Source organism: Stakelama flava, assembly GCF_019351405.1.
Lineage (GTDB): Bacteria > Pseudomonadota > Alphaproteobacteria > Sphingomonadales > Sphingomonadaceae > Sphingomonas > Sphingomonas flava_A.
The window spans coordinates 220,092-244,126 of record NZ_JAHWZX010000001.1 but is presented as its reverse complement, the minus strand read 5'-3'; the positions used below and the strand labels follow the sequence as shown (position 1 = coordinate 244,126).

Here is a 24,035-nt window from a genome sequence, read left to right as displayed (position 1 = left end):
CTCAGTTCCTCCGGGAATAGTCGATTTCGGAAACGTCCGGGGTGCTGGGCACCTGCGGACGGAAGTCGGGATTGTCGGCAGCGACGATGCGTTCGATCGTCTGCAGGCGGTCTTCCAGCCGGCGGGCGGTGTAGTGCAACTCGTCGAGCAGCTTTTCATCCTCGCCGGTAATGGTCGCCGCCTGTTTCCACTTTGTCACATAGTGCATCACTACCCAGGGAAGCCCGATGAAGAGCATTCCCACGATGACGATCGGAAGGAATACATCGTCCAGCATGTTATCCCTCCTGCTTGCCGACGCGGCGCTTCAAGGCTTCCAGCTCTGCCTCGACCTTTTCAGAGGAGCGCAGCTCGGCGATTTCCTCTTCAAGCGTTTTTTGCTGGCCCATGCCGGCGGCTTCAGCACGACCCTCGGCCATATCGACGCGCGCTTCCATCATGTCGAATTTCGAAAACGCATCCTGCATCTTCGATCCAGTGTACATTTCGCGCATCCGCGTGCGGTTATTGGCCGATTCGAGCCGGGTCATGACCGAATTCTGCCGGGTGCGCGCCTCGCGCAGCTTGTTTTGCAGCTTGGTGATGTCCTCTTCCGAAGACTTCAGCGCATTGTCGAGCACCGTGATCTCCTCGTTCAGCTGTTCGACCATGTCGGCGGCCTTTTGCCGTTCGATCAGCGCGGCCTTGGCCAGATCCTCACGATCCTTGGACAGCGCCAGCTCGGCCTTTTCGGTCCAGCTGTCCTGAAGCTTTTCCAGCTTGTTGATATGGCGGCGCATTTCCTTCTGGTCGGCGATGGTGCGCGCGGCCGAAGCACGAACCTCGACCAGCGTTTCTTCCATCTCAAGGATGATCATGCGGATCATCTTGGCCGGGTCCTCCGCCTTGTCGAGCAAGTCGGTGACGTTGGCGGCGATGATATCCCGGGTTCGTGAAAAGATACCCATGGTAACGAGACTCCTTCGTTTAACGCATTGTTACTAAGTGTGATTGCCGGGGCGGGAGTGGGGCAGCCCGTTCCGGCAATCGACCGCTGCTTCATTCGGTGGCGGCGGCCAGTCTATTGTCGTTGTACTTTGCGACGATCTTGCGCGAAACAGCGCGCATTGCCTCGCCGCTCTTTTGGCGCGCCTCGTCGCTGAAGAATACTTCCATCGCGACGGTGCGGGGGGTGCCGCGCAGATTGGCGGGAAGCTGCGGATATTTTACCGCGTCGACCGCCCGGACCGCTTCATGGTCGAGCACATGGTTGCCGGTGCCTTTTTCCAGCGTGTTGCCGACATAATTGCCGTCGGCATCGAAATGCGCTGCGACCACCGCGCCCGCCTGATCCCGCGTGGCGGCCAGGATGGCCGACATGGGATGAATATTGGCGCTCAGGCGATGCGATACGGTGGTCTGCCAATCGGGATCGGAAACGCCGTTCGCGGCAGCAGGGGAAACCGCGCCGGCAACCAACGCGGTGCCGAAAACAGCCGCCAGCGCCAGGCCGGAAACGGAGCGGGTGATGGATGCGATCTTGCTGTTCATTATACGGTCCTCCCTGAACCTGGTGCGAAGTTTCACCGTCTGAGCGGTGATGCCAAAAGCTATGCAGAAGCCGTGCCAAAACTATAAAATTCCGTAGTTACAGCAATTTAGGAAAATTCCAGTTTAGGTGTGGCAATGGTGAGATCGTTATGGCTTGCCAACTATTGGCAAAATGCGCCAAGTGGTCGTCATGGACAGAACGGCGCAAGTCATCGGCCAGGCATCGGCCTTTCTCGACGCGCTCGAACGCGCCAGCCGGGCCGCCGCGCTTGATCGGCCGGTGCTGGTGATTGGTGAGCGCGGCACCGGCAAGGAACTGGTTGCCGAGCGGCTTCACCGCCTCAGCCCGCGCTGGGACCAGCCCTTGGTGGTGATGAATTGCGCCGCACTTCCCGAAACGCTGATCGAGGCCGAACTTTTTGGACATGAAGCCGGTGCGTTCACCGGCGCGACCAAGGCACGGGCAGGGCGGTTCGAGGAGGCCGATGGTGGCACGCTGTTCCTCGACGAACTCGGCACGCTTTCCATGGGGGCGCAGGAACGGCTGCTCCGCGCGGTCGAATATGGCGAGGTCACCCGTATCGGCGCATCGCGGCCGGTGCGGACCGATGTGCGGGTCGTCGCCGCCACGAACGAGCATCTGCCCGACCGGGTGGCGGGGGGAACGTTTCGCGCCGACCTGCTCGACCGACTGTCTTTCGAGGTGGTGACGCTGCCGCCGCTGAGAGCGCGTCCCGACGACATCATGATCCTCGCCGATTATTTCGCCCGCCGCATGGCTGCCGAGATCGGCTGGCCCGACTGGCCAGGGTTCGGCGCGAACGCGACCGACGCCCTATGTTCCTACGGTTGGCCGGGCAATGTGCGCGAATTGCGCAACGTGGTCGAACGCGCGGTATATCGATGGGATCGCGAAGGTCCGGTTGATGAGATCGAGATCGATCCCTTTGCTTCGCCCTATCGGCCCGTTTCCGGTTCAGACGCGTCGGAATCCGGCATGCCGGTCGCCGCGCCCCTACCGGCCATGCCGGCCGCTTCAACACCGGGCAGCAGCCGGCAGGATTTCAAGGTGCGGATCGCGCAGTTCGAACGGACCATACTTGCCAATGCGCTTGAGGAGAATCGCTTCAATCAACGCGCAACGGCCGAGGCACTGGGTTTGAGCTACGATCAGCTTCGCCATGCCTTGCGCAAGCATGATTTGCTTCATGCGGGGGGATAAATCCCGAGTATCGAAAATCGTTGCGCTTGCGTACCCCGACTTTGGACCCATTGCGCCAGTGCGGCGTTGCATGGACGTATCCCGCTACCCTTAATGCCTAAGGAGGATCTATGGCTTTCGAACTCCCCCCGTTGAAATATGATTACAACGCGCTGGAGCCGACCATCAACGAAGAGACGATGAAGCTCCATCACGACAAGCATCACAACGCCTACACCACAAAGTTCAACGATGCCGCCAAGGAAGAGGGCTTCGAGGGCAAGTCCGCCGAAGAGGTCCTGTCGCAGATTTCGAAATATTCGACCAAGGCGCGCGACAATGGCGGCGGCTATTGGAACCACGCTTTCTTCTGGGAAATCATGACGCCGGGCGGTAGCCAGCCGTCGGGTAAACTCGCCGATGCCATCACCGAATTCGGCGGTCTGGACAAGCTGAAGGAAGAATTCAACAACAAGGGCGCAGGCCAGTTCGGATCGGGCTGGGCATGGCTTCTGACCGATAGCAGCGGCAAGCTGTCCATCGCCAGCACGCCGAACCAGGACAATCCGCTGATGGATGTGACCGATCTTACCGGTACGCCAGTGCTCGGCAACGACGTCTGGGAACACGCTTATTATCTGACGTACCGCAACGATCGCGGCGCGTATCTCAAAGCGTGGTGGGACGTGGTCAACTGGGATCAGGCCAATAAGAATTACGAAGCCGCACTCGGCTGATCCGCACTATCCAAATCGAAAAGGGCTCCGGGAAACCGGGGCCCTTTTTTATGCGAACGGGAAACAGAATTGAGGCGTGATGTGACGGCGCTTGCCTTGCGCCATCACCCCTCGGGTGGAAGTGGCGGCTCCTCGGCCTTTTCGGTCGTCAGTCCGTGTTTCAGCAGCATTGGAATGTTGAGCGCGGCGAAGATCAGGGTCAGCGGCACCGCGCCCCACAGCTTGAACCCGACCCAGAAATTCCAGCTTGAATGACGCCACACGACTTCGTTCAGCACCGCCATGAACACAAAGAAGATCGTCCAGTTGATCGTCAGCTTGCGCCACCCGGTCTCGTTCAGGCCGGGATAGGCGGTTTCGAGCATCTGTTTAAGCAGCGGACGCCCCGTGGCAAGCCCGAACCCCAGAATCGCAGCGAACATCGCGTACACGATCGTAGGCTTCACCTTGATGAAGGTTTCGTCGTGGAAATACAGCGTCAGGCTGCCGAAAACGAGCACAAGGATCCCCGACATCCACAGCATCGGGGAGATCGTGCCGGTCTTCCAGCGCGAAACAAGCATCGAAACCACGATCGCCACCATGAAGGCGGCGGTGGCGGCCAGTACGCGGGCGATTTGCGGCCCGCTCATCAGCGTATTCACCAGAAAAAATACCGCCAGCGGGCCAAAATCGATCGCCATGCGCAGCCCTGGCGAACTGCTCTTCTTAGTATCATTCATCGGATAAGTTCTTCCACCCCCGCAATGATGCGGGCAACTTCGTTCGCGTCGAAGGGGCGCAGATCGTCGACTTTCTCCCCAACGCCGATGGCGTGGATGGGAAGGCCGTATTTCTCCGCCGCGTTGACCAGCACGCCGCCGCGCGCCGTCCCGTCCAGCTTCGTCATGACAAGCCCGGTGACGCCAGCCACCTCCTTGAACACCTCGATCTGGCTGAGCGCGTTCTGGCCGGTCGTGGCGTCAAGCACCAGCACCACGTCATGCGGCGCTTGCGGATTGAGCCGTCCCAGTACGCGCCGGATCTTGGCAAGTTCGTCCATCAACTCGCGCTTGTTCTGAAGCCGTCCGGCGGTATCGACGATCAGTACGTCGGTGCCGATCTCTGTCGCCTTTTTTACCGCGTCGAACACGATGCCCGCGGCATCGCCGCCTTCGGGGCCGGATACGATGGGAACGCCGATCCGATCCGCCCAGGTTTTCAATTGCCCGATCGCCGCCGCGCGGAAGGTATCGCCCGCCGCCAGCATCACGGCATAGTCCTGTTCCTGAAGCAGATGCGCCAGCTTCGCGATGGTGGTGGTCTTGCCCGATCCGTTGACGCCGATGACCAATATCACCTGTGGGCGGGGAAAGGCTTCGATCTCCAGCGGCTTCGCGACCTGGGCGAGCGTTTTTTCGACCTCCTCGGCAACGACCAGGCGAATGCCCAGTTCTTCCATGTTGCGCTCATACTGGCCCTCGGCCAGCCTTTTGCGCACGCGTGTCGCCATTTCGGGGCCAAGGTCGGAGGCGATGAGCGCCTCCTCGATCTCGTCGAGCGTTTCATCGTCGAGCCGCGCCGCCGACAGGCCGACCAGATTGCCCGTCAGCCGGTCGGAAGTCCTTTTGAAACCGCTCAGTAGGCGGTCGTGCCAGCTATCGTTGCTCATGCCCGTTCCCCGATCAATGCGCCGTCGCGTATTTCGATGATATCGACCTCCAGGATATTTCCCGTTTCGGTTTGCGTCGCGCCTATCGATTCGCTCTCAGCGATGTATTTTCCTTGCAGCTTCACCTCTGCGAAATTGCCGGCATGGCCACGATTACCGGGACGTTCGACCAGAACGCGCTGGCGCGTGCCGATCTGGCGCGACAGCCATGTCCGGCGATGCGCGGCCGCGACCGCTCGCAGGGCGGCGGCGCGTTGCTTCACGATCGCGCGGTCCAGCTGCGGCATCCGTGCGGCGGGCGTGCCCTTGCGCGGGGAAAAGGGGAAGATATGGCCGTGAACAATGTCGCAATCGGCGATCAGCGCACGCGTGTTCGCCGCCATCTCCGGCGTTTCGGTCGGAAAACCCGCGATCAGGTCTGCACCGATGGCGATTTCGGGCCGGGCGGCTTTTAACCGTTCGACGATTTTCACCGCTTCCTTGCGCGAATGACGGCGCTTCATGCGTTTCAGGATCATGTCGTCGCCTGCCTGAAGCGACAGATGGACGTGCGGCATGATTCGCGTTTCCCCGGTCAGCAGCGTGAACAGCCTGTCGTCGATCTCGATCGAATCGAGCGAGGACAGGCGTAGTCGTTCGAGGCGGGGGACATGCCTCAGGATGCGTTCGACGAGCATACCCAGCGTCGGCGCGCCGGGAAGATCGGGGCCGTAGCTGGTCAGGTCGACGCCGGTCAGCACTACTTCGCGATGTCCTGAATCGACCAGCGCTGCGATCCGGTCGACCACCATTCCGGCCGGGACCGAACGGCTGTTCCCGCGGCCATAGGGAATTGCGCAAAAGGTGCAGCGGTGATCGCAGCCATTCTGAACCTCGACAAAGGCACGGGCATGTTCGGAAAAGCTGGCGGCAAGATGCGGCGCGGTTTCGCGAACCTGCATCACATCACTCACCACCACCGGTTTTGCGCTGTGCCACGCGGCGGGCAGCAGCTTGTCGGCATTCCCGATTACCCGGTCCACCTCCGGCATGCGGGCAAACTCATCCGCGTCGATCTGTGCGGCGCAGCCGGTTACGACGATCTGGCTGTCCGGCCGGTCGCGGCGCGCGCGGCGGATCGCCTGACGCGTTCGGCGCACCGCCTCGTTGGTGACCGCGCAGCTGTTGATAACCACCATGTCGCGTTCACTCACGATCGCGCGGACCGTTTCGCTCTCCGCGATGTTTAATCTGCACCCCAGGCTGATGATTTCGGCCATCAGCGGACCGGAAAGGAAAAGCGAAACGACATGCGCGATGATCTAGGCATGCCGACGGGCGAAGTCCACGCGAAGGCACGCGAAGTGCTTCATTTCTGGTTTGAAGAGCTGACCTCGAAGCAGCATTTCGAAAAGGATGCGGACGTTGATGCGCAAATTGCGTGGCGTTTCGCATGCCTGCGTACGGCGCTGCTTTCAGGCGGAGCGATCAACTGGCGCGACGATCGCCAAGCGTTGCTTGCCGCCGTGATCGTGCTCGATCAGTTTTCGCGCAACATCTACCGGGGGCAGGCGGCGAGCTTTGCCGCGGATGCACTTGCCCTCGCGCTTGCGCGACGGGCGATCGCACGTGGCTGGGACCGCGAACTCCCGCCTGACCGCCGCCATTTTCTCTACATGCCGCTGATGCATTCGGAGGACATTGCCGATCAGCAGGAAAGCGTTCGCCGGTTCGAGGCGCTGGACAATCCCGACGCCGCGCAATTCGCGCGCGATCATCGCGATGTTATCGCCCGCTTCGGGCGCTTTCCCACACGCAATGCGGCGCTGGGGCGCGAATCAAGCGAAGCGGAGCGCGCATATCTTAGCCGGCCAGACGCTGGCTGGTAGGAGCCGGCATCGTTTCATCGGCGGTGCGCATTCTGCCGTTTTCGGGCGACAGCATCCGCCGCTCGGCAAGCATCCTGCGCACCCCGGTGATCGACAGCGGCTTGCCATAGGTCCAGCCCTGCGCGCGCGCCACGCCGATTTCGCGAAGCCGTTCTTCCAGCGCCTTGTCCTCCACTCCTTCGGCCGTGACGGGCAGGTTCAGGCTGTCGCCCATCCGGGCGATGGTGTTGACCAGCGCGGCGCTGTCCTGATTTTCGTTCATCGACGCGATGAAGCTGCGGTCGATCTTGATCCGGTCAAAGGGAAGGGCACGCAGATGGGCCAGGCTGGAATAGCCGGTGCCGAAATCGTCAAGCACGATCCCGACCCCCTGATTTTTCAGGCTGCCGAGAATCGACTGGGCAAGCGCGAGGTTTTCGAACAACGCGCTTTCGGTAATCTCGATTTCCAGCCGGTCGGCGGGGAAACCTGTTTCGGTGAGCAGTTTGATAACCTTCTGCGCCAGCCAGGCGTCGCGAAGCTGCCAGGGCGAGATATTGACGGAGATGGTGAGATCGGAGTTCCAGTCGCGCGCGCCCGCGAATGCCTGACGCATGAGCGTCATCGACAGGTCGGCGATCATTCCCGTTTCCTCGGCGATCGGGATGAACTGGTCCGGCGTGATCAGGCCGCGTGTGGGATGCTGCCAGCGCGCAAGCACCTCGAACCCTTCCAGCCGTCCGCTCGCCAGATCCACCTGCTGTTCGAAATAGGGTACGATTTCCCCGCGCGGAATTGCCGACCGCAATCCGCCCTCCAGATCGTTTCGCGCTTTCAATTCGCGCTCCATCGACTGATCGAACCAGGCCCAGCGATTGCGCCCCGAACGCTTCGCCGCATACATTGCGATGTCCGCCGATCGCATCAGCGTTTCGATGCCCGCGCAATCGCGATCCGACCGCGCGATGCCAAGCGAGCAGGAGATATTGCAGCGCATGCCCTCCACCTCGAAAGGGCGGGACATCCCGGCGACCAGTCGCTCGGCAATTCGTTCGACCGCGTCCGGGCGATCCGCATCGAACGGGAATGCGCACGCAAATTCATCCCCGCCCAGCCGAGACACCAGCGCATTTGACGGCATCGTTTCGGTGATTTCGACCGCCGCCAATTTAAGCAGCGTATCGCCAGCCGCATGGCCATGCATGTCGTTGACCGTCTTGAAATGATCAAGGTCGAGCATCAGCATGGCAACCGCCTTGCCGCGCTGATGCGCACGAACGAGCAGCGCCGCTCCTTCTTCGGCGATGCTGCGGCGATTGAGGAACCCGGTCAGCGGATCGCGTGAGGCAAGTTGTTGCGCGCGCGCTTCGGCCGCGGTTCGCACCGCGATTTCCGCCGACAGGTGGCGATGCCGCCCCCAGCCGAAAATGATCAGCGCGACATTCAGCAGCAGCGCGATGACGATCGTCTGGTCGGCCGGTTCTCCATCTGCGAAATAATAAGCGAGCGTCGCAGACAACACCGAACTGCCGGTGCCGACGAACAGCACGATCGCCGCGACGCTGATTATGCCGGTAAGAAGGTCATATTGCCGTTCGGGTGCGCGATCCTGCGCGGCAGCGTCGGTTTCCAGCGTCATCGCCAGCACGTTCCTCAAGTCTTTCTGTCGCAGGCAAAATCGGGGACATAGGTATAGATCGGGTTAAACCATTCGGCTGCTTGCCTGATCAGCCGGGTTACGCTAAAGACTCCGCGACCGTTCCACAGGAGCGAGATGCAGATGCTGCCCCATGGGGTACGCCGGCCGACGAGGTTTCGTCCGCCGGCGTGTTTTGCGTTTGGCCCGTGGCGATCGGAATTGGAGTGAGCATGTTCGATAGTCTGAGCGACAGGTTAGGCGGCGTATTCGACCGGCTTCGCGGGCGCGGTGCGCTGACCGAAGCCGATGTGCGCACCGCCATGCGCGAAGTTCGCGTCGCGCTGCTCGAAGCCGACGTGGCGCTGCCGGTGGCGCGTAAATTCGTCGACGACGTTACCGAAAAGGCGATCGGGCAGGACGTGCTCCGCTCGGTCACGCCGGGCCAGCAGGTCGTGAAGATCGTCAACGACGAACTGATCGCAATGCTGGGGCCGGATACGGCCGAGCTGGAAATCAACGTCGCGCCGCCCGCCGTCATAATGCTGGTCGGGCTTCAGGGGTCGGGCAAGACGACGAGCACGGCAAAGCTTGCCAAACGGCTTTCGGGCACGGAGCGCAAGAAGGTCATGATGGCGTCGCTCGACGTCAATCGTCCGGCCGCGCAGGAACAGCTTGCCGTGCTGGGCCAGCAGGCGGAGGTCGCGACCCTTCCGATCGTGCAGGGGCAACAGCCGGTCGATATTGCACGCCGCGCGCTGCAATCGGCAAAGCTTCAGGGGCATGACGTGCTCCTGCTCGACACTGCGGGCCGGTTGCATGTCGATCAGGCGCTGATGGATGAGATGAAGGCGGTTGCTGACATCGCCAACCCGGCCGAAATCCTGCTGGTGGTGGATTCGCTGACCGGTCAGGACGCGGTGAACGTCGCAACCAGCTTTTCCGAACAGGTGCCGCTGACCGGCGTCATCCTGACCCGGATGGATGGCGATGCGCGTGGCGGCGCTGCGCTTTCGATGCGCTCGGTCACGGGCAAGCCGATCAAGTTCGCGGGCATGGGCGAAAAGCTCGATGCGCTCGAAGCCTTCCACCCGAAGCGCGTTGCGGGACGCATCCTGGGCATGGGCGATGTTGTCAGCCTGGTCGAAAAGGCCGCGGCGACGATCGAGCAGGAAGACGCCGAGCGCATGGCGAGCCGTCTTGCCAAGGGCAAGTTCGACATGAACGACCTGCGCGCCCAGCTTCAGCAGATGCGCCGCATGGGCGGCATCGGCGGGATTGCGGGCATGATGCCGGGATTGAAAAAGGCGCAGGCGGCAATGGCGTCGGGCGCGGTCGATGAACGGCTGCTGCTTCGCATGGATGCGATGATCACGTCGATGACGCCCAAGGAGCGCGAAAAACCCGCGCTGCTCAACGCCAAACGCAAGATTCGCGTGGCCAAGGGATCGGGCACCACGGTTCAGGACGTCAATCGCCTGCTCAAAATGCATCAGGAGATGCAAAGCGCCATGAAAAAGATCAAGAAAATGGGCGGGATCAAGGGGATGATGGCGATGCTGGGCAAGGCGGGAGCCGGCGGCGGCATGGCCGGGCTGGGCAAGGCGCTTGGCGGGCAGCAGCTTGGCGATGCGATGGGCGGGATGGACGGGATTCCCGGCCTGCCCAACGGCAAGGGCGGCGCGCCGCAGCTTCCCCCCGGTTTCGAGGATATGATCAAGAAGAAGTGACGCTGGCCCGGCGCATCATGCCGTCGGAAAAGCACATGGTTGAATGGTCCCGATATTGCGGGACGACGGATTTGAAGAAGAAGGACATCAGAAAATGGCAGTCAGCATGCGTTTGTCACGGGGCGGATCGAAGAAGCGCCCCTATTACCGGATCGTGATCGCCGATTCGCGCAGCCCGCGCGACGGCAGCTTCATTGAAAAGATCGGTACCTATAACCCGCTTCTCGCCAAGGATGACGAAAAGCGCGTTGAAATCGACGTCGAGCGCGCGAAGCACTGGATCGAAGTCGGAGCGCAGCCGACCGATCGCGTGCTCCGCTTCCTTGACGCCGCGGGTGTGAAAGAGCGCGCAGCTCGCAGCAATCCGAACAAGGCGGAGCCGGGCGAAAAGGCCAAGGAACGCGCCGAAGAGCGCGCCGAAAAAGCGAAAGCCGCCGAGGAAGCGGCAGCCGCCGCGAAGGCAGCGCCCGCTGAAGAGCCGGCCGCCGAGAGCGAAGCGCCTGCCGAAGAAGCCGCCGCCACCGAGGAAAAGGCGGAGGGTTGATCTTCCGGTTCCCCTCCCGCTTGCGGGAGGGGGCAGGGGAGGGCGTTCGAATGCCGTCTGAAACCGATCCTCCCCGAACCGCGTCCGATCGGGCGCGGGGCAACCGCCCCGTCACGCTAGCCGTTGTCACGGGTGCGCATGGCGTGACGGGCGAGGTGCGGTTGAAGGTTTTCGCAGAGGACCTGGCCGCGCATAACCAGTTCAACGGTGGTGCATTAACGCTGAAAAGCGCGCGCGATGCCACCAATGGCATGATCGCCCGTTTCGCGGAGGTAAAGGATCGCGGCGCGGCCGAGCGGCTGCGCGGCACTGAACTTACCGTGCCGCGCTGCGCGCTCCCGCCGCTCGGCGAGGGCGAATATTATCATGTCGACCTGATCGACCTGCCGGTGGTCGATGACAGCGGCGCGGCGATCGGTATCGTCGTGGCGATCGACAATTACGGCGCTGGCGATGTCATCGAAATCGAACGTCCGAACGGCAAGCGCTTCATGGTGCCCATGCGCCCCGAAGCCGTTCCGGACTGGAACGAACAATGGCTGGTCCTCAGCGCCGCTTTCGCTGAGAATTGATGAACAACGGCGCAATATGCGCAGTTCGAACATCATTTAAATTCCGTAAGATCGCCTTTTTCGGGATTGAATCGCCAGATACTGGCGTTGCCAGCCGCATCGATTTTCACCAGAGGGGCGCTATATGCGGCGGCAGCGTTGCTTGAGATGTTGCGATCTATTGCGGACACCGCTTGTGAAATATTGGTGAAATCAACGCCTTCCAAAGCAGATAAGCCGTAGTTCCACCATTTCAGTTCAAGAAGCGCTTCGATTACAGGCGCTTCGAACCGATAGCGAATGATCTGTGCAGGAATTCCGCCGACAATCGCGTATGGCGGCACGTCGTTGGTCACTACTGCCCGTGCCGCTATGATGGCACCATCGCCTATTGACACGCCGCGACGAATAAAGGCGCCTTCGCCGATCCATACATCGCTGCCAATACGGATCTTTTCGATCCGGTTTGCCATAGAATTGGACAGGCACATAGCTGCCTTTTCAACCATATGGCTGTTTCGACCGTAAAACCCGACCAGACTTCCAAATTCCTCGAAACCCGTCAGAACCGGCGAAGATGAGAGGTAATCCGTCGGATGTTCAACCTGGCCTGACACGATATTGCTCGCGATTGAACAGAACCTTCCAATCGAAGCGACATGCCGTATCAAAGTCTCCCGGCCGCCCAGATAGGTGTAGGCACCGACGAAATCGACATCGTACATTCCGCGCCGTATGCTCACCGGCGCTTCCAGCAGAATTTCTCTCGGTTTTTCAAAACCCAGAAAAACATCGCTCGCTATATGAACGTTGTGGGATTTGCAGATGGCGATCGTATCTTCAGAAACCGGTGAGATCATTTCGCACTTTCAATTTGGTCCTGACGCTCGCTGAAATTTGTCATCATCCGATCGCGGACGCCAGAGCCAGAGCGGATTTCGCAGATACAGGTCATTGCGAATGGTGGTTGCGGCGACGCCTGCCTCGCCCATCGCATGGCTGATCTGGTCGAGGCCGAGAACCACATCCCCCGCAGCGTATAGACCGGGTATCGATGTACGTTGATGCGTATCGACTTCCAGACACCCCTCATCGGTTGCCTTCGCGCCCGCCGTAACGGCGAGCGAGGAGCGGATGGTGGAGCCAAGCGCGGGGTACGCGCTCTCGAACGCCATCCGTCCGGCTGCGGTGTCGAGCGCGAGGCGGTTCCCCTCGATCGCCCAGCCACCGCAGGGGCCGTCGATCCGTGCGATACCGGCTTCGTCCAGCCGAGCGATGCATTCGTCCGACAGCCCGTGCTCCGCGTCGGGCGCGATCAGCGTGACGTCGTGTGTGAAAGTGCGCAGGAAAAGCGCCTCGCGCATGCCGTGATCGCCGCTGCCGATAACGGCGACCCGCTGGTCGGTAACCTCATAGCCATCGCAGACCGGGCAATAGCGCAGCAGCCCGCGTGCAAGCGCGGTGTCGTGCAGCGCATCGGGCATGTCCGGGCGGTGATTGACGACTCCGGTAGCGAGCAGCACGCTGCGCGAACGGAAAGTTTCCTCCCCGACGCGGACATGAAAATCGCCATCATCCCGCCCCTCAATGCCGGTCACCCGCGCTTCGACGCGGCTCGCGCCGAACCGCGCCGCCTGTTCACGCATTCGGCGCAGCAATTCGGCACCGGCAATCCCGTCGGGAAAGCCGGCGTGATTGTTCGTGCGCGGAATCAGCGCCGCGCGACTGGTGCCGCAATCGAACAGGCGGATGCGAAGGTGGAAGCGCGCGAGATAGATCGCCGCCGTCAGCCCGGCAGGCCCTGCGCCGACGATGATGCAATCATCCACCTCTTCACCCGACCGTTGGCGATCGGTAGAGGAATCAGGTTTCATCGGGTTCGGGCACCTGTACCGCGAAACCGTTCAGCGTCGTCGATACCATGCAGTAGAGGCCGACAAGATATACCAGTTCGGTCGCGCCGTGCAGCCCGAAGCGCTCGACCGCCAGATCCCATGCCGGCCGGGGCAGCGTGCCGCCGTTCACCAGCGCATAGGCGACGTCATAGCCGATGCTTTCCTCTTCGCTGAGGTCGTTTGCCTTCAGGCCCGAACACAGCGTGGCCAGCCGGGCATCGGTCATGCCGCGCGCTTCGGCGACCGCAACATGCGCATAAAGTTCATATGCCGCGTCGAAATGGGCGCCGACGACCAGAATGACGACCTGTCGCACATCGTCGGGCAGTTTCGCCTGCGCCGTCATCACCTTTGTCAGGTTCCAGATCGCGCCGCCGATTTCGGGATCGTGAAGCCACGGATTCCATGGACCCATCAGCGCGCCGTTTTCGTCCATCGTCTGAAAGGCGGAAAAATCGGACGCGATGCCCTTTTTCATGTCTTCGTATAACGGCTTTTGTTTGTCGTTCAGCTGATTGGGCGAAAGCAGCGGCAACCGGGGTTCTACGTGCATCGGTATTCCTTCATATGGAGGGTGGCACCGATGAAACGCTTGGCCGTCAGTCGGGTCCCATGCGACGGCGCGGGTACAGCGAAAAAGCTTTTCCTTGCCATTCGCGCAGGGGAAAGGGACAGACGGGCGTCATGACCTTTGCTGCCACCGTCCTCACCTTGTATCCCGAAATGTTTCCTGGGCCGCTTGGCATATCGCTTGCGGGGCGTGCGCTTGCCGAGGGGAAATGGTCGCTGAACGCAGTGCAGATGCGTGATTTTGCCACCGACCGGCATCGCAGCGTGGACGATACCCCGGCGGGCGGCGGGGCGGGCATGGTGCTTCGCCCCGACATCCTTGCCGCCGCAGTGGACAGCGTGGTGGACGATGTCCCGATCCTTGCCATGACGCCGCGTGGGCTACCGCTTGCTCAGGCGCGGGTGCGCGAACTGGCGGCGGGGCCGGGCGTGGCGATCCTGTGCGGCAGATTCGAAGGATTCGATGAACGGATTTTTGAAGGCCGCGCGGTGGAGCCGGTTTCGATCGGCGATTATGTCCTGTCGGGCGGCGAAATAGGCGCGTTCGTCACGCTGGACGCTTGCATTCGGCTGCTTCCCGGCGTAATGGGCGCGGCTTCGAGCGGTATGGACGAGAGCTTTGAAAACGGGCTGCTCGAATATCCGCAATATACCCGACCGCAAATGTGGGAAGGGCGCACGATCCCCGAAGTGCTGCGATCGGGGGATCATGCGAAAATAGCCGCCTGGCGCACGGCGCGGGCGGAAGATGATACACGGCTAAGGAGGCCGGACCTTTGGGAGCGCTATTGTGGCGCTCGGGCCCGTTCTCCCTCTGGTGCGCGGCGACAGACGAAGGAAGAATGAGCGATGAACCTCATCGAAACCATTGAAGCCGAACAGATCGCCAAATTCAGCGAATCGAAGTCGATCCCCGAATTCCGCCCGGGTGACACGCTGCGCATCGGCGTGAACATCGTCGAAGGCGATCGCAGCCGCGTCCAGAATTTCGAAGGCGTCTGCATTGCGCGCACCAATCGCGGCATGGGATCGTCCTTCACCGTTCGCAAGATTTCGTTCGGTGAAGGCGTCGAGCGCGTCTTCCCGCTTTATTCGCCCAGCATCGATTCGGTCACGGTCGTCCGCAAGGGCGTCGTGCGTCGCGCCAAGCTTTACTATCTGCGTGGCCGTACCGGTAAGGCGGCGCGTATCGCCGAGCGCCGCGACACCCGCCCTGCCAAGGACGCAGCGACCAAGTAAGCCGGGTCGCCACAAGGCATAAGAAAAGGCCCGCCGGTGCGTATCCGGCGGGCCTTTTTCTTTGCCCTTTGACGGGGGTGTGTCGGGGGGAAGGCCGAATCGTTCGAAACGCGGCCCTCCCTTGTCGATCACGTCAGAAGTTGAAGCGACCGCCCAGCGACAGCACCACCGCGCTGGCGTCGTTAAGCTGCCCGTCGACCACCACCGGGGTCTGCACCACCGTACCGGCATAGGCCGCCGTCGGCTTGTCGATCGGTGCGTCTTCGAAGCGGATATAGTTCGCCGCGGCATCGACCGCGAAATGATCCGATACCTTGATGCTGGCGCCGGTGGCGAAGTTCCAGCGGTCGGAATCGGGCACGCGTGGATCGCGATATCCGTCGCGGGTCGGCGTTCCGGCATATTGGACGCCAGCGCGCAGGGTAAGCTGCGGATCGACCTGAAGATCGAAGCCGCCCGCATAGCTCCAGGTATTCTTGTAGTTTTCGGGGATCGAGGTGTCGACCGGATCGCCGATGTCGATCGAATCGAACTTGCTCCAGCCATAGCGGATGACCTGCGCGTTCAGCGTCAGCTTGTCCGTCGCTGCGAAGCGAACGCTGCCGATCGCCTGCCACGGCGTCGAATAGGTAGCATGTACGCCGGAAAGGTCGAGATTCTGCGCGGCGAGCGGGCCGAGCAGGCCGGAAATGGACAGGTCGCCCTTCAAATCGTGCTCAATGCTCGATTTATAGCTGAGGCCGAGCGTCACCGGACCACCGTCGATCTGCGCCCCGGCGGACCAGCCCACATCCCATCCATCGCCGCTCAACGACTGCATCCCGTCGGGCAGCGCCGCGCTCAGATTGGGTAGCGCGTTGGTCAGCGTTGCTTCGGCATGTTCGATGTTCGCCGCGCCGCCAATGCGCAGCCACGGCGTCACTGCGAATGCGATCGAAGGCTGAATATCATAGGTGCGAAGCCGCGTGCGATCGGCGCTGTAGCGTGTCCACGCGCCGTCATCATAATCGGTGGTGAAGCTGTAAGGCGATGCGAAGGTCAGGCCCACCGCCAGCCGGTTGCCGATCGGCACCGCGATCGATCCCGAAGGAAGCACGCCGCTTTCGATCGGGTTGGTGGCGACCGGATCGCCGCCGACGCTGGCGGCCGACTGACCCGGACGCACGATGACGGTTCCATTGTTGCGGATTTCGCCTTCGGGCAGGATCAGGCTGGCGCTGATATCGCCCTGGATTCCGTCGATCCCGGCGATCGAGGCCGGATTCCACCACAGCGAGGACGGGCCGGTATCGGCGGCCTCACCCGAAAAGGCGCGTCCCGCCGCGCGAGCCGACTGTTCCTGAAGATAGAAGGCCTGTGCATGCGCCGAACCGGCGAACGCGCAGAATGAAGAAATCGCCGACGCAGCGGCGAGCGAAAGCTTGGTACGAGTGTTCATGACATCCTTTTGCGTTGCTGGCGGCTTCGGCAGCCGCGCGTTATTATTATTACTTCTCCCGATAGCGCACCGGAAACGGCGGTGGATACCGCAGGTTCCAATTTAGGCGATTGCTAAAAACGCAACCGTTCACTTTACGCTACAGCCACCGTAGGCGACGGAACAACATTAATTGAATGCCCAGCAATCCGGCAAGAATTGCGACCGTAACCCAGAAGGCATCCGGGTCGTGAACACCGGGCAATCCGCCGACATTGATGCCCAGCAGTCCGGTGACGAAGCTGAGCGGCAGGAAAATCGCCGCGACGATCGACAGCATGTACATGGTGTGGTTCGAACGGTTGGCGGCGCGGTTGTTTATGTCGTCCTGCAACACCAGCACGCTTTCCTTCGAAACGTCGATATCCTCCAGATAGCGTTTCAGCCGGTCGATCGTCTCTCGGATGTCGCGGCTGTTCGCATCGCTCATCCAGTTGGGCGGATCGCGCGCGATCTGCATCAGCGCCTCGTGCTGCGGCGACATATGGCGTTTCAGGCCAAGGCAATTGCGCCGGATGGTCGCGATGACGTCGAGTACCTCCTCGACATCCAGATCGTCTTCATCTTCCTCCAGTTCGTCGATACGCTCGTTCATGTCTACGATCGAACCGCCCATGGTGGCGACCAGCTGTTCGACGATTTCGGTGACCAGATCGCCAGCGCTGGACGGACCGGCACCGCGATGAAGCTGGTCCAGCACATCGCGCGGCGCCTGAAGGATGCGGCGGCGAAGCGTGATGACCCGATCCGCCTTTGCCCATATCTGAAGCGTGACCATATCCTCCGGCTCTGCGCCGGGATTGAAGTTGATGCCGCGCAATACGGCGATGAGCGTGTCGCCTTCGCGAAACGCGCGCGGCCGGGTCTGGTTGGATACCAGCGCCTCGACCGTCGCCTCCGAAATGCCCAGTTCGTCGCGCAACCAGTCGTCGACGCTTTCCACCGTACGGTCGAGATGCATCCACAAGGTTTCGCCCGGCGCGGCCGACCACTGCCCGGCCTCAGCCCAGTCGATCGGCCGTGCGCCGCCTTTTCCGTCGATCACCCGCGCGAAAATCAGCCCCGTATCGCGATCGGGCACCAGCATGGGGGGAAGCGTGTCGGCATCGGTTTGCATCATCGGGGCACGCTACGCGCTGATTTGGGGCCGGGCAATCCGCCCTTTACGTGGCTCGCTTCGCCCGCGATACGGAACGGCAAGACGATGATATGGAGCGAAAAGCGGATGAAGACACGGTTGGCCGGACTGGCGCTTGCGGCGATGACGGGATCGACGGCGATGGCCGCGGATATGCCGGCCGATCACAGCCCCCCCGACCTGACGCTGGAACGCCTGTTCGCCAGCCCTGATCTTTCGGGATCGGTGCCGCGGGGAATGAAGCTTTCGCCCGATGGAAAACTGCTGACCGTGCTGCGCAATCGTGAGGATGATCGCGAACGCTATGATTTGTGGGCGATGGACACCAGCACCGGCAAATGGCGGATGCTGGTTGATTCCAAAAAAGTGGGGACCGGTGCCGAACTGACCGAGGCGGAAAAGATGCAGCGCGAACGCGCGCGCATCACCAATCTGAAGGGCATCGTCGCCTATGACTGGGCGCCCGACGGCAAATCGATTCTCGTTCCGCTGGACGGTGACCTGTACCTCGCCACGCTTGACGGCGAGGTCCGTCGTCTGACCGATAGCGAAACCGGCGAGCTTAATCCCGTGATCAGCCCGGCGGGCGGATATGTCAGCTTCGTTCGCGACCAGAATCTGTGGGTGCAGCCGCTAAGTGGCGGAACCGCGCGGCAGGTGACCGATGATGGCAAGGGCACCGTGCATTGGGGCGAGGCCGAATTCGTCGCGCAGGAGGAAATGGACCGCTCGACCGGCTATTGGTGGTCGCCGGGCGACCGGCGCGTCGCGGTCGAACGCTTTGACGAAGCGCCGGTCGGCGTGGTCGCTCGCGCTGCGATCGGCGCGGAGGGGACAAAGGTGTACGACCAGCGCTACCCCGCTGCCGGGACGCCCAATGTCGATGTCTCGCTATGGGTGATGGACCCCGACGGGGCGAACCGGGTGAAGGTCGATCTGGGCAGCGAGCGCGATATCTATCTGGCGCGAACCGACTGGTCGCCCGACGGCAAATGGCTGTACGTCCAGCGTGAAAATCGCGATCAGACGCGGCTCGACATGCTGAAGGTCGATCCGGCGACGGGAAAGACGAGCGTGTTGTTCACCGAAAAGGCGGGCGACAAGAGCTGGATCAACCTGACCGACAACTATCACTTCATGAAGGACGGCAGCCTGATCTGGTGGTCGGAACGGTCGGGCCACGGCCATTTGTACCGGTTGTCTGGCGGAAAGTGGACGCAGCTCACCAGCGGCGACTGGGAAGTGACCGGTCTTGCGGGCGTCGATGAAAAGCGGGGACGCGTCTATTTCCTCGGCAACAAGGACGGCGTGCTCGAACAGCATCTTTATGCGCTCGACCTGTCCGCGCCGGGCAAGACCACGCGGCTGACCGAGGCGGGATGGTGGAACGGCGCGCGAATGGACGAAAATGCCAGCCGTGCGATCATCAGCCGGTCGAATACCGATCAGCCGACGCAGGTCTATCTTGCCGACGCCACCGGCAAGCGCATCGAATGGATCAGCAGGAACGACGTCAACGACCCCGATCATCCCTATCACCCCTATTTGCCCAGCCATCGCGAACGGAAATTCGGGACGATCAAGGGGCCGGGCGGCCAGACGCTGAATTGGGAAATGATCACGCCGGAACTGAAGCCCGGCAAGAAATACCCGGTCTGGTTCCAGCATTATGGCGGCCCGCATTCGCAAACGGTCAGCAAGGCCTGGGGCGGCGCGATGCAGCAATATATCGTCGACAAGGGCTATATCTTCTTTCAGATCGACAATCGCGGTTCGGCCAATCGCGGCACCGCGTTCGAGGATGCGATCTATCGCGCCATGGGGTCGGTAGAGGTCGCCGACCAGAAGGCGGGTGCACAATATCTGAAAAGCCTGAACTTCGTCGATCCCGACCGGATCGGCATCTATGGCTGGTCCTATGGCGGCTATATGACGCTGAAGATGCTGGAGGCGGACCCGGGCCTGTACGCGGGCGGCGTGTCCGGCGCTCCGGTGACCAAATGGGAACTGTACGACACCCATTATACCGAACGGTATATGGGCGACCCCAACAAGGTCGCGGACGCGTACAAAAAGTCGGACGCCATTCAGGACGCGACGAAGATCGCCGATCCGCTGTTGCTGATCCACGGCATGTCCGACGACAATGTGGTGTTTGAAAACTCCACCTTGCTGGCAAGCAGGATGCAGGCGAACAATGTGCCGTTCGAAATGATGTTCTATCCCGGTAAGACACATACCGCGGGAAGCGACATTCACGTCTGGACGACCATCTTCAACTTCTTCGACCGCGCGGTGAAGAAGGGCGAGCGCGAGGAATATACCCCGGAACAATAAGCCGCGTGACGGCTTCCCCTCCTCGCCGGGCGAAGAAACGGGGGAAGCATTGCGATGACTGACGAAGCGACCGGGGGGAAGCTGCCTGCATCCCCCTATGGCGTGCCGATCTATCGCATGGTGTGGAGCGCCAACCTTGTGTCGAATTTCGGCACGGTGCTTCAGGCGGTCGGCGCGTCCTGGCTGATGGTGTCGCTGTCCGGTTCGGCGACGCTGGTCGCGCTGGTTCAGGCGTCGACGACGCTTCCCATCATGCTCCTGTCGCTGGTGACGGGCGCGGTGGCCGACAATTTCGACCGGCGGCGGATCATGCTGGGTGCACAGACGCTTATGTTCGGTGCGGCAAGCCTGTTGACGCTTTGCGCGCTGCTCGACCTGCTGACGCCGTGGATGCTGCTCGGCTTCACCTTCCTCATCGGCTGCGGCACCGCGCTCAACGCGCCCGCCTGGCAGGCATCGGTGGGGGAGATGGTGCCCAAGCCGTTATTGTCGAGCGCGATCGCGTATAACAGCATGTCGTTCAACATCGCGCGCAGTGTCGGGCCGGCGATCGGTGGCGCCATCGTCGCCGCGGCGGGGGCTTCCGCCGCATTTTGCGTTAACGCGGTCAGCTATCTTGGCCTCATCACCGTGCTGCTGCGCTGGAAACGCGACGTGCCCGAAAGGCGGCTTCCGCGTGAGCGGCTGGGCAGCGCGATCGGGGCGGGCGTGCGCTATGTGCTGATGTCACCATCGCTGAAGGTGATCCTGACGCGATCAGCGACATTCGGGCTGTTCTCCTCCTCGATTTCGGCGTTGATGCCGCTTGTCGCGCGCGATCTGATCCGTGGCGGGCCGCTGACCTATGGCCTGCTGCTGGGCGCGTTCGGGCTGGGCGCGGTGGCGGCGGCGCTGACAATTCGCACGGTGCGCGCGCGATTTTCGACCGAAACGATCGTTCGCGGCGCATCGATTGCCTTTATGATCGGCGCGATCGGAACGGGGCTCAGCCGGAGCATGGTGTTCACCATGCCGGTGCTTGCGCTTGCCGGGGCGGGGTGGGTGATGGCGCTTTCGACGTTTAATGCCTCGATACAGCTGGGGTCGCCGCGCTGGGTCGTGGCGCGCGCGGTGTCGCTGTATCAGATGGTGACATTCGGCGGAATGGCGGCGGGAAGCTGGGTGTTCGGTGCGCTCGCCGATATGCGCGGGGTGAATATCGCCCTGATAACCGCAGGGTGTGCGCAGGCGATCGTGCTTGCAATCGGGCTCGTGCGTCGGCTTCCAGACATGGGCGGGGAGAATCTCGACCTTCTCGATCGCTGGCAAGAACCGGCGACGATGGTGCCGGTCGAACCCAGAAGCGGGCCGGTCGTGGTGACGATCGATTATCGCATCGATCCGGAAAACTGGCAGGCGTTCATGGACATCATGGCCGAACGCCGCCGCATCCGCATTCGCGACGGGGCGCGGCGCTGGCGTCTGTTGCAGGACCTGAACGACGAAACGCTGTGGATCGAACGGTATCAGGCGCCGACCTGGCTGGATTATGTGCGCCATAATCAACGCCGGACCCATGCCGACATGGCCAATCTGGAGGCGCTGCGCACGCTATATGCCGACGGGGAACCCCCACGCGTGCGCCAGAAAATCGAAAGGCACGCGGGCGGCGCATATCCCGGCCGGATCGAACCGATGGACGAAGTCACCCCTTCGCTTACCGATCCCGCACGCTATTCCTGATCTTTCCGCGCTCAGCCTTGCGGAGCGGCACGATAGTGCCCATTTCGAACGCAGCGCGCGAAGGCACGATTCGTGCGCCTTTATCCCGGCAAACGCATTTTTGTTGGCGCGCAGTGGCGCTTCGCGATAGGCGCCCATGCGCAACGAAGAAAGGAACAGCACGACCATGGGTTATCGGGTCGCCGTCGCCGGAGCCACGGGCAATGTGGGCCGCGAAATGTTGAACATCCTCGCCGAACGCGAATTCCCGGCCGACGAAATCGTCGCGCTGGCATCGTCGCGCTCAACCGGGGATGAGATCGAATATGGCGAGACGGGCCGAAAACTTAAGGTCAAGAACATCGAACATTTCGATCCCGCCGGATTCGACATGGCGCTGTTCGCCATCGGGTCGGAAGCGACCGAAATCTATGCCCCGAAATTCGCGGCGGCCGGTTGCACGGTGATCGACAATTCATCGCTTTATCGCATGGACCCGGATGTGCCGTTGATCGTGCCGGAGGTGAATGCCGAGGCGATCGACGGATATCGGGCGAAGAACATCATCGCCAACCCGAACTGTTCGACCGCGCAGATGGTCGTTGCGCTGAAGCCGCTGCACGATGCGGCGACGATCAGGCGTGTCGTCGTTTCCACCTATCAGTCGGTTTCCGGCGCGGGCAAAAGCGGCATGGACGAACTGTTCGAACAGAGCCGCAATATCTTTGTCGGCGATTCGAACGAGCCGGTAAAGTTCACCAAGCAGATCGCGTTCAACGTCATTCCGCATATCGACAAGTTCCTTGAGGACGGCTCCACCAAGGAAGAGTGGAAGATGGTCGTCGAAACCAAGAAGATCATGGACCCGAAGGTGAAGGTGAACGCCACCTGTGTCCGTGTGCCTGTATTTGTCGGCCATGCCGAATCGATCAATATCGAGTTCGAAAAGGAATTGTCGGCAGAGGAAGCGCAGAACATCCTGCGCGAAGCCCCCGGCATCATGCTGGTCGATAAGCGGGAAGATGGCGGCTATGTCACCCCGGTGGAATGCGTCGGCGAATATGCGACCTTTATCAGCCGCGTTCGCGATGATCCCACCATCGACAACGGCATATCGCTTTGGTGCGTCAGCGATAATCTGCGCAAGGGTGCAGCGCTCAATGCCGTACAGATCGCCGAACTGCTCGGCCGCCGACACCTGAAAAAAGCGGATTGAAAATAGGGTAAGCGGCGCGGACCTGCGGGTGCCCGCCGCTTTTTAAAGAAATCGAGGATAGTACGTGGCTGAGACGAGCATCGAACCGCAGTTTTTCGACAGTTTCGATGGGACTCGCATCGCATGGCGGGAAATGGGGCAGGGGCGCGACCTGCTGCTGATCCACGGCTATTTCTCGAACGCGGAAGTAAACTGGATTCGCTACGGTCATGCCGAGCGGATCGCGCGCGAGGGCTTTCGTGTAATCATGCCCGATCTTCGCGCGCATGGGGACAGCGACAAGCCGCACGACGCGGCCAGCTATCCGCCCGATGTGCTGATGCACGACCAGTTCGCGCTGATCGCGCATCTCGGCCTTAGCGGATACGACCTTGCCGGCTATTCGCTCGGCGCGCGCACGGCGGCACGGATGATGGCGAACGGGGCCGATCCGCGCCGCATCGTGTTCGCTGGAATGGGCCTGTCGGGCATGACCGATACTGCGGGGCGCGGCGAGCATTTCCGCCATGTCCTCAACAACCTCGGCAGTTTCGAGCGCGGATCGCCCGGTTTCATGACCGAGGCGTTCCTGAAAACGACCAAGGGCGATCCCAAGGCGCTGATCCGCATCCTCGACACCTTTGTCGATACGCCGCGCGAGACGCTGGCCGCGATCCAGCAGCCGGCACTGGCGCTGACCGGCGAGGATGATGACGACAATGGCTCTTCGGCCGACCTTGCCGACCTGCTCCCCAACGGCTGCCTCGCCGTCATCCCCGGTAATCACATGAGCGCGGTGACGAAACGCGAACTGGGCGAAGAAATCGCGGGGTTTTTGAGCGAGTAGGGGTAGTTATGGAAAGCCACTGAGACGGAGCAGCACTTTCTAACTTTGGTTTGACCAAAGCTGTGGATACGCTTTTAACGCCGCGGGGAACGGACAGGCCGCTAAGGCCGCTTACGGCGTCGACTCAGAACGATCCCGAAAGTCAGCGCTCCGCAAGCCAGAGCGAAATACAAGCTTCCTGCGATTATCCCTAGTCCCGACAGTCCGTC

General features: G+C 61.6%; 24 protein-coding genes. 12 read left to right on the top strand and 12 right to left on the bottom strand.

The window, feature by feature from the left end:
* Position 1: 1 nt before the first annotated feature.
* From pspB to KY084_RS01120, 3 genes are all read right to left on the bottom strand, one after another.
* Positions 2-274, bottom strand: a complete 273-nt coding sequence (gene pspB, locus KY084_RS01130; protein ID WP_219236771.1) for an envelope stress response membrane protein PspB — start codon at positions 272-274, stop codon at positions 2-4.
* A 4-nt stretch (positions 275-278) separates the two neighbouring features.
* Positions 279-947: a phage shock protein PspA gene (gene pspA, locus KY084_RS01125; protein ID WP_219236584.1), complete on the bottom strand. Its 669-nt coding sequence runs from the start codon at positions 945-947 to the stop codon at positions 279-281.
* Between the two features lie 91 nt (positions 948-1,038).
* Entirely contained in the window at positions 1,039-1,530 is a 492-nt protein-coding gene (locus KY084_RS01120) for a TonB C-terminal domain-containing protein (RefSeq protein WP_219236583.1), read from the bottom strand.
* Positions 1,531-1,720: 190 nt separating this feature from the next.
* Here KY084_RS01120 and pspF point away from each other — a divergent pair, with 190 nt between their 5' ends.
* Complete coding sequence (pspF, locus tag KY084_RS01115; RefSeq protein ID WP_219236582.1) at positions 1,721-2,752, top strand: phage shock protein operon transcriptional activator; 1,032 nt, start codon at positions 1,721-1,723, stop codon at positions 2,750-2,752.
* Positions 2,753-2,862: 110 nt separating this feature from the next.
* The gene (locus KY084_RS01110) at positions 2,863-3,468 is read left to right on the top strand and encodes a superoxide dismutase (protein ID WP_219236581.1); all 606 of its coding nucleotides are present in this window, start codon (positions 2,863-2,865) and stop codon (positions 3,466-3,468) included.
* Between the two features lie 104 nt (positions 3,469-3,572).
* Here KY084_RS01110 and KY084_RS01105 read toward each other — a convergent pair whose 3' ends face one another.
* Genes KY084_RS01105 through mtaB form a run of 3 tightly spaced genes read right to left on the bottom strand, consistent with a single transcriptional unit; the run spans position 3,573 to position 6,378 of the window.
* A complete protein-coding gene (locus tag KY084_RS01105; RefSeq protein ID WP_219236580.1) occupies positions 3,573-4,190 on the bottom strand; it encodes a septation protein A in 618 nt (205 codons plus the stop codon).
* Positions 4,187-5,119: a signal recognition particle-docking protein FtsY gene (gene ftsY, locus KY084_RS01100; protein ID WP_219236579.1), complete on the bottom strand. Its 933-nt coding sequence runs from the start codon at positions 5,117-5,119 to the stop codon at positions 4,187-4,189. The genes KY084_RS01105 and ftsY overlap by 4 nt, the downstream gene beginning before the upstream one ends.
* Positions 5,116-6,378, bottom strand: a complete 1,263-nt coding sequence (gene mtaB, locus KY084_RS01095) for a tRNA (N(6)-L-threonylcarbamoyladenosine(37)-C(2))-methylthiotransferase MtaB (protein WP_219236578.1) — start codon at positions 6,376-6,378, stop codon at positions 5,116-5,118. The genes ftsY and mtaB overlap by 4 nt, the downstream gene beginning before the upstream one ends.
* A 30-nt stretch (positions 6,379-6,408) precedes the next feature.
* Between mtaB and KY084_RS01090 the strand changes: the two genes are divergently transcribed.
* The gene (locus KY084_RS01090; RefSeq protein ID WP_219236577.1) at positions 6,409-6,987 is read left to right on the top strand and encodes a DUF924 family protein; all 579 of its coding nucleotides are present in this window, start codon (positions 6,409-6,411) and stop codon (positions 6,985-6,987) included.
* Here KY084_RS01090 and KY084_RS01085 read toward each other — a convergent pair.
* On the bottom strand, positions 6,962-8,605 hold the full coding sequence (locus KY084_RS01085; RefSeq protein ID WP_219236576.1) for a putative bifunctional diguanylate cyclase/phosphodiesterase: 1,644 nt from the start codon (positions 8,603-8,605) through the stop codon (positions 6,962-6,964). The two genes, KY084_RS01090 and KY084_RS01085, sit on opposite strands and share 26 nt — an antisense overlap.
* 230 nt (positions 8,606-8,835) lie before the next feature.
* Here KY084_RS01085 and ffh point away from each other — a divergent pair, with 230 nt between their 5' ends.
* The 3 genes from ffh to rimM all read left to right on the top strand — a co-directional run bounded on the left by ffh (position 8,836) and on the right by rimM (position 11,448).
* Positions 8,836-10,332 (top strand): signal recognition particle protein, encoded by a 1,497-nt coding sequence (gene ffh, locus KY084_RS01080; protein ID WP_219236575.1) that lies wholly within the window; start codon positions 8,836-8,838, stop codon positions 10,330-10,332.
* A gap of 94 nt (positions 10,333-10,426) precedes the next feature.
* On the top strand, positions 10,427-10,876 hold the full coding sequence (gene rpsP / locus KY084_RS01075) for a 30S ribosomal protein S16 (RefSeq protein WP_219236574.1): 450 nt from the start codon (positions 10,427-10,429) through the stop codon (positions 10,874-10,876).
* 50 nt (positions 10,877-10,926) lie between these two features.
* Positions 10,927-11,448, top strand: coding sequence for a ribosome maturation factor RimM (gene rimM, locus KY084_RS01070; protein WP_219236573.1), 522 nt, complete (start codon positions 10,927-10,929; stop codon positions 11,446-11,448).
* A gap of 32 nt (positions 11,449-11,480) precedes the next feature.
* Here rimM and KY084_RS01065 read toward each other — a convergent pair whose 3' ends face one another.
* From KY084_RS01065 to KY084_RS01055, 3 genes are read right to left on the bottom strand one after another with little or no spacing between them, the layout of a single operon-like run.
* Positions 11,481-12,287, bottom strand: coding sequence for a CatB-related O-acetyltransferase (locus tag KY084_RS01065; RefSeq protein ID WP_246586759.1), 807 nt, complete (start codon positions 12,285-12,287; stop codon positions 11,481-11,483).
* A 9-nt stretch (positions 12,288-12,296) separates the two neighbouring features.
* On the bottom strand, positions 12,297-13,301 hold the full coding sequence (locus KY084_RS01060) for an NAD(P)/FAD-dependent oxidoreductase (RefSeq protein ID WP_246586758.1): 1,005 nt from the start codon (positions 13,299-13,301) through the stop codon (positions 12,297-12,299).
* Positions 13,291-13,875 carry a carboxymuconolactone decarboxylase family protein gene (locus tag KY084_RS01055; protein WP_219236572.1) on the bottom strand — a complete coding sequence of 195 codons (585 nt, stop codon included), beginning with the start codon at positions 13,873-13,875 and terminating at the stop codon, positions 13,291-13,293. The genes KY084_RS01060 and KY084_RS01055 overlap by 11 nt, the downstream gene beginning before the upstream one ends.
* Before the next feature lie 131 nt (positions 13,876-14,006).
* Between KY084_RS01055 and trmD the strand changes: the two genes are divergently transcribed.
* Positions 14,007-14,738 carry a tRNA (guanosine(37)-N1)-methyltransferase TrmD gene (gene trmD, locus KY084_RS01050; RefSeq protein WP_219236571.1) on the top strand — a complete coding sequence of 244 codons (732 nt, stop codon included), beginning with the start codon at positions 14,007-14,009 and terminating at the stop codon, positions 14,736-14,738.
* Between the two features lie 3 nt (positions 14,739-14,741).
* Positions 14,742-15,131, top strand: coding sequence for a 50S ribosomal protein L19 (gene rplS / locus KY084_RS01045; RefSeq protein ID WP_219236570.1), 390 nt, complete (start codon positions 14,742-14,744; stop codon positions 15,129-15,131).
* Positions 15,132-15,264: 133 nt separating this feature from the next.
* On the opposite strand, the gene KY084_RS01040 is transcribed toward rplS, so the two are convergent.
* Both KY084_RS01040 and KY084_RS01035 read right to left on the bottom strand, forming a co-directional pair.
* A complete protein-coding gene (locus tag KY084_RS01040) occupies positions 15,265-16,569 on the bottom strand; it encodes an OmpP1/FadL family transporter (protein ID WP_219236569.1) in 1,305 nt (434 codons plus the stop codon).
* Positions 16,570-16,708: 139 nt separating this feature from the next.
* Positions 16,709-17,728: a zinc transporter ZntB gene (locus KY084_RS01035; RefSeq protein WP_246586757.1), complete on the bottom strand. Its 1,020-nt coding sequence runs from the start codon at positions 17,726-17,728 to the stop codon at positions 16,709-16,711.
* A gap of 105 nt (positions 17,729-17,833) precedes the next feature.
* Here KY084_RS01035 and KY084_RS01030 point away from each other — a divergent pair, with 105 nt between their 5' ends.
* The 4 genes from KY084_RS01030 to KY084_RS01015 all read left to right on the top strand — a co-directional run bounded on the left by KY084_RS01030 (position 17,834) and on the right by KY084_RS01015 (position 23,826).
* Complete coding sequence (locus KY084_RS01030; RefSeq protein ID WP_219236568.1) at positions 17,834-20,083, top strand: S9 family peptidase; 2,250 nt, start codon at positions 17,834-17,836, stop codon at positions 20,081-20,083.
* Between the two features lie 54 nt (positions 20,084-20,137).
* Positions 20,138-21,805, top strand: a complete 1,668-nt coding sequence (locus KY084_RS01025; protein ID WP_219236567.1) for an MFS transporter — start codon at positions 20,138-20,140, stop codon at positions 21,803-21,805.
* 166 nt (positions 21,806-21,971) lie between these two features.
* The gene (locus tag KY084_RS01020) at positions 21,972-23,000 is read left to right on the top strand and encodes an aspartate-semialdehyde dehydrogenase (RefSeq protein ID WP_219236566.1); all 1,029 of its coding nucleotides are present in this window, start codon (positions 21,972-21,974) and stop codon (positions 22,998-23,000) included.
* 64 nt (positions 23,001-23,064) lie between these two features.
* A complete protein-coding gene (locus tag KY084_RS01015; RefSeq protein ID WP_343227923.1) occupies positions 23,065-23,826 on the top strand; it encodes an alpha/beta fold hydrolase in 762 nt (253 codons plus the stop codon).
* Positions 23,827-24,035: the final 209 nt, after the last annotated feature.

Bases quoted from the DNA above. Each gene is read 5' to 3' on its own strand.
- KY084_RS01055 (WP_219236572.1), bottom strand. From the start codon at position 13,875: ATGCACGTAGAACCCCGGTTGCCGCTGCTTTCGCCCAATCAGCTGAAC.
- KY084_RS01060 (WP_246586758.1), bottom strand. From the start codon at position 13,301: ATGAAACCTGATTCCTCTACCGATCGCCAACGGTCGGGTGAAGAGGTG.
- KY084_RS01090 (WP_219236577.1), top strand. From the start codon at position 6,409: ATGCGCGATGATCTAGGCATGCCGACGGGCGAAGTCCACGCGAAGGCA.
- rplS (WP_219236570.1), top strand. From the start codon at position 14,742: ATGAACCTCATCGAAACCATTGAAGCCGAACAGATCGCCAAATTCAGC.
- rimM (WP_219236573.1), top strand. From the start codon at position 10,927: ATGCCGTCTGAAACCGATCCTCCCCGAACCGCGTCCGATCGGGCGCGG.
- KY084_RS01020 (WP_219236566.1), top strand. From the start codon at position 21,972: ATGGGTTATCGGGTCGCCGTCGCCGGAGCCACGGGCAATGTGGGCCGC.
- ftsY (WP_219236579.1), bottom strand. From the start codon at position 5,119: ATGAGCAACGATAGCTGGCACGACCGCCTACTGAGCGGTTTCAAAAGG.
- KY084_RS01025 (WP_219236567.1), top strand. From the start codon at position 20,138: ATGACTGACGAAGCGACCGGGGGGAAGCTGCCTGCATCCCCCTATGGC.
- ffh (WP_219236575.1), top strand. From the start codon at position 8,836: ATGTTCGATAGTCTGAGCGACAGGTTAGGCGGCGTATTCGACCGGCTT.
- KY084_RS01030 (WP_219236568.1), top strand. From the start codon at position 17,834: ATGAAGACACGGTTGGCCGGACTGGCGCTTGCGGCGATGACGGGATCG.
- KY084_RS01120 (WP_219236583.1), bottom strand. From the start codon at position 1,530: ATGAACAGCAAGATCGCATCCATCACCCGCTCCGTTTCCGGCCTGGCG.
- KY084_RS01085 (WP_219236576.1), bottom strand. From the start codon at position 8,605: ATGACGCTGGAAACCGACGCTGCCGCGCAGGATCGCGCACCCGAACGG.
- pspF (WP_219236582.1), top strand. From the start codon at position 1,721: ATGGACAGAACGGCGCAAGTCATCGGCCAGGCATCGGCCTTTCTCGAC.
- KY084_RS01065 (WP_246586759.1), bottom strand. From the start codon at position 12,287: ATGATCTCACCGGTTTCTGAAGATACGATCGCCATCTGCAAATCCCAC.
- trmD (WP_219236571.1), top strand. From the start codon at position 14,007: ATGACCTTTGCTGCCACCGTCCTCACCTTGTATCCCGAAATGTTTCCT.
- KY084_RS01110 (WP_219236581.1), top strand. From the start codon at position 2,863: ATGGCTTTCGAACTCCCCCCGTTGAAATATGATTACAACGCGCTGGAG.
- rpsP (WP_219236574.1), top strand. From the start codon at position 10,427: ATGGCAGTCAGCATGCGTTTGTCACGGGGCGGATCGAAGAAGCGCCCC.
- pspA (WP_219236584.1), bottom strand. From the start codon at position 947: ATGGGTATCTTTTCACGAACCCGGGATATCATCGCCGCCAACGTCACC.
- mtaB (WP_219236578.1), bottom strand. From the start codon at position 6,378: ATGGCCGAAATCATCAGCCTGGGGTGCAGATTAAACATCGCGGAGAGC.
- KY084_RS01035 (WP_246586757.1), bottom strand. From the start codon at position 17,728: ATGATGCAAACCGATGCCGACACGCTTCCCCCCATGCTGGTGCCCGAT.
- KY084_RS01105 (WP_219236580.1), bottom strand. From the start codon at position 4,190: ATGAATGATACTAAGAAGAGCAGTTCGCCAGGGCTGCGCATGGCGATC.
- KY084_RS01040 (WP_219236569.1), bottom strand. From the start codon at position 16,569: ATGAACACTCGTACCAAGCTTTCGCTCGCCGCTGCGTCGGCGATTTCT.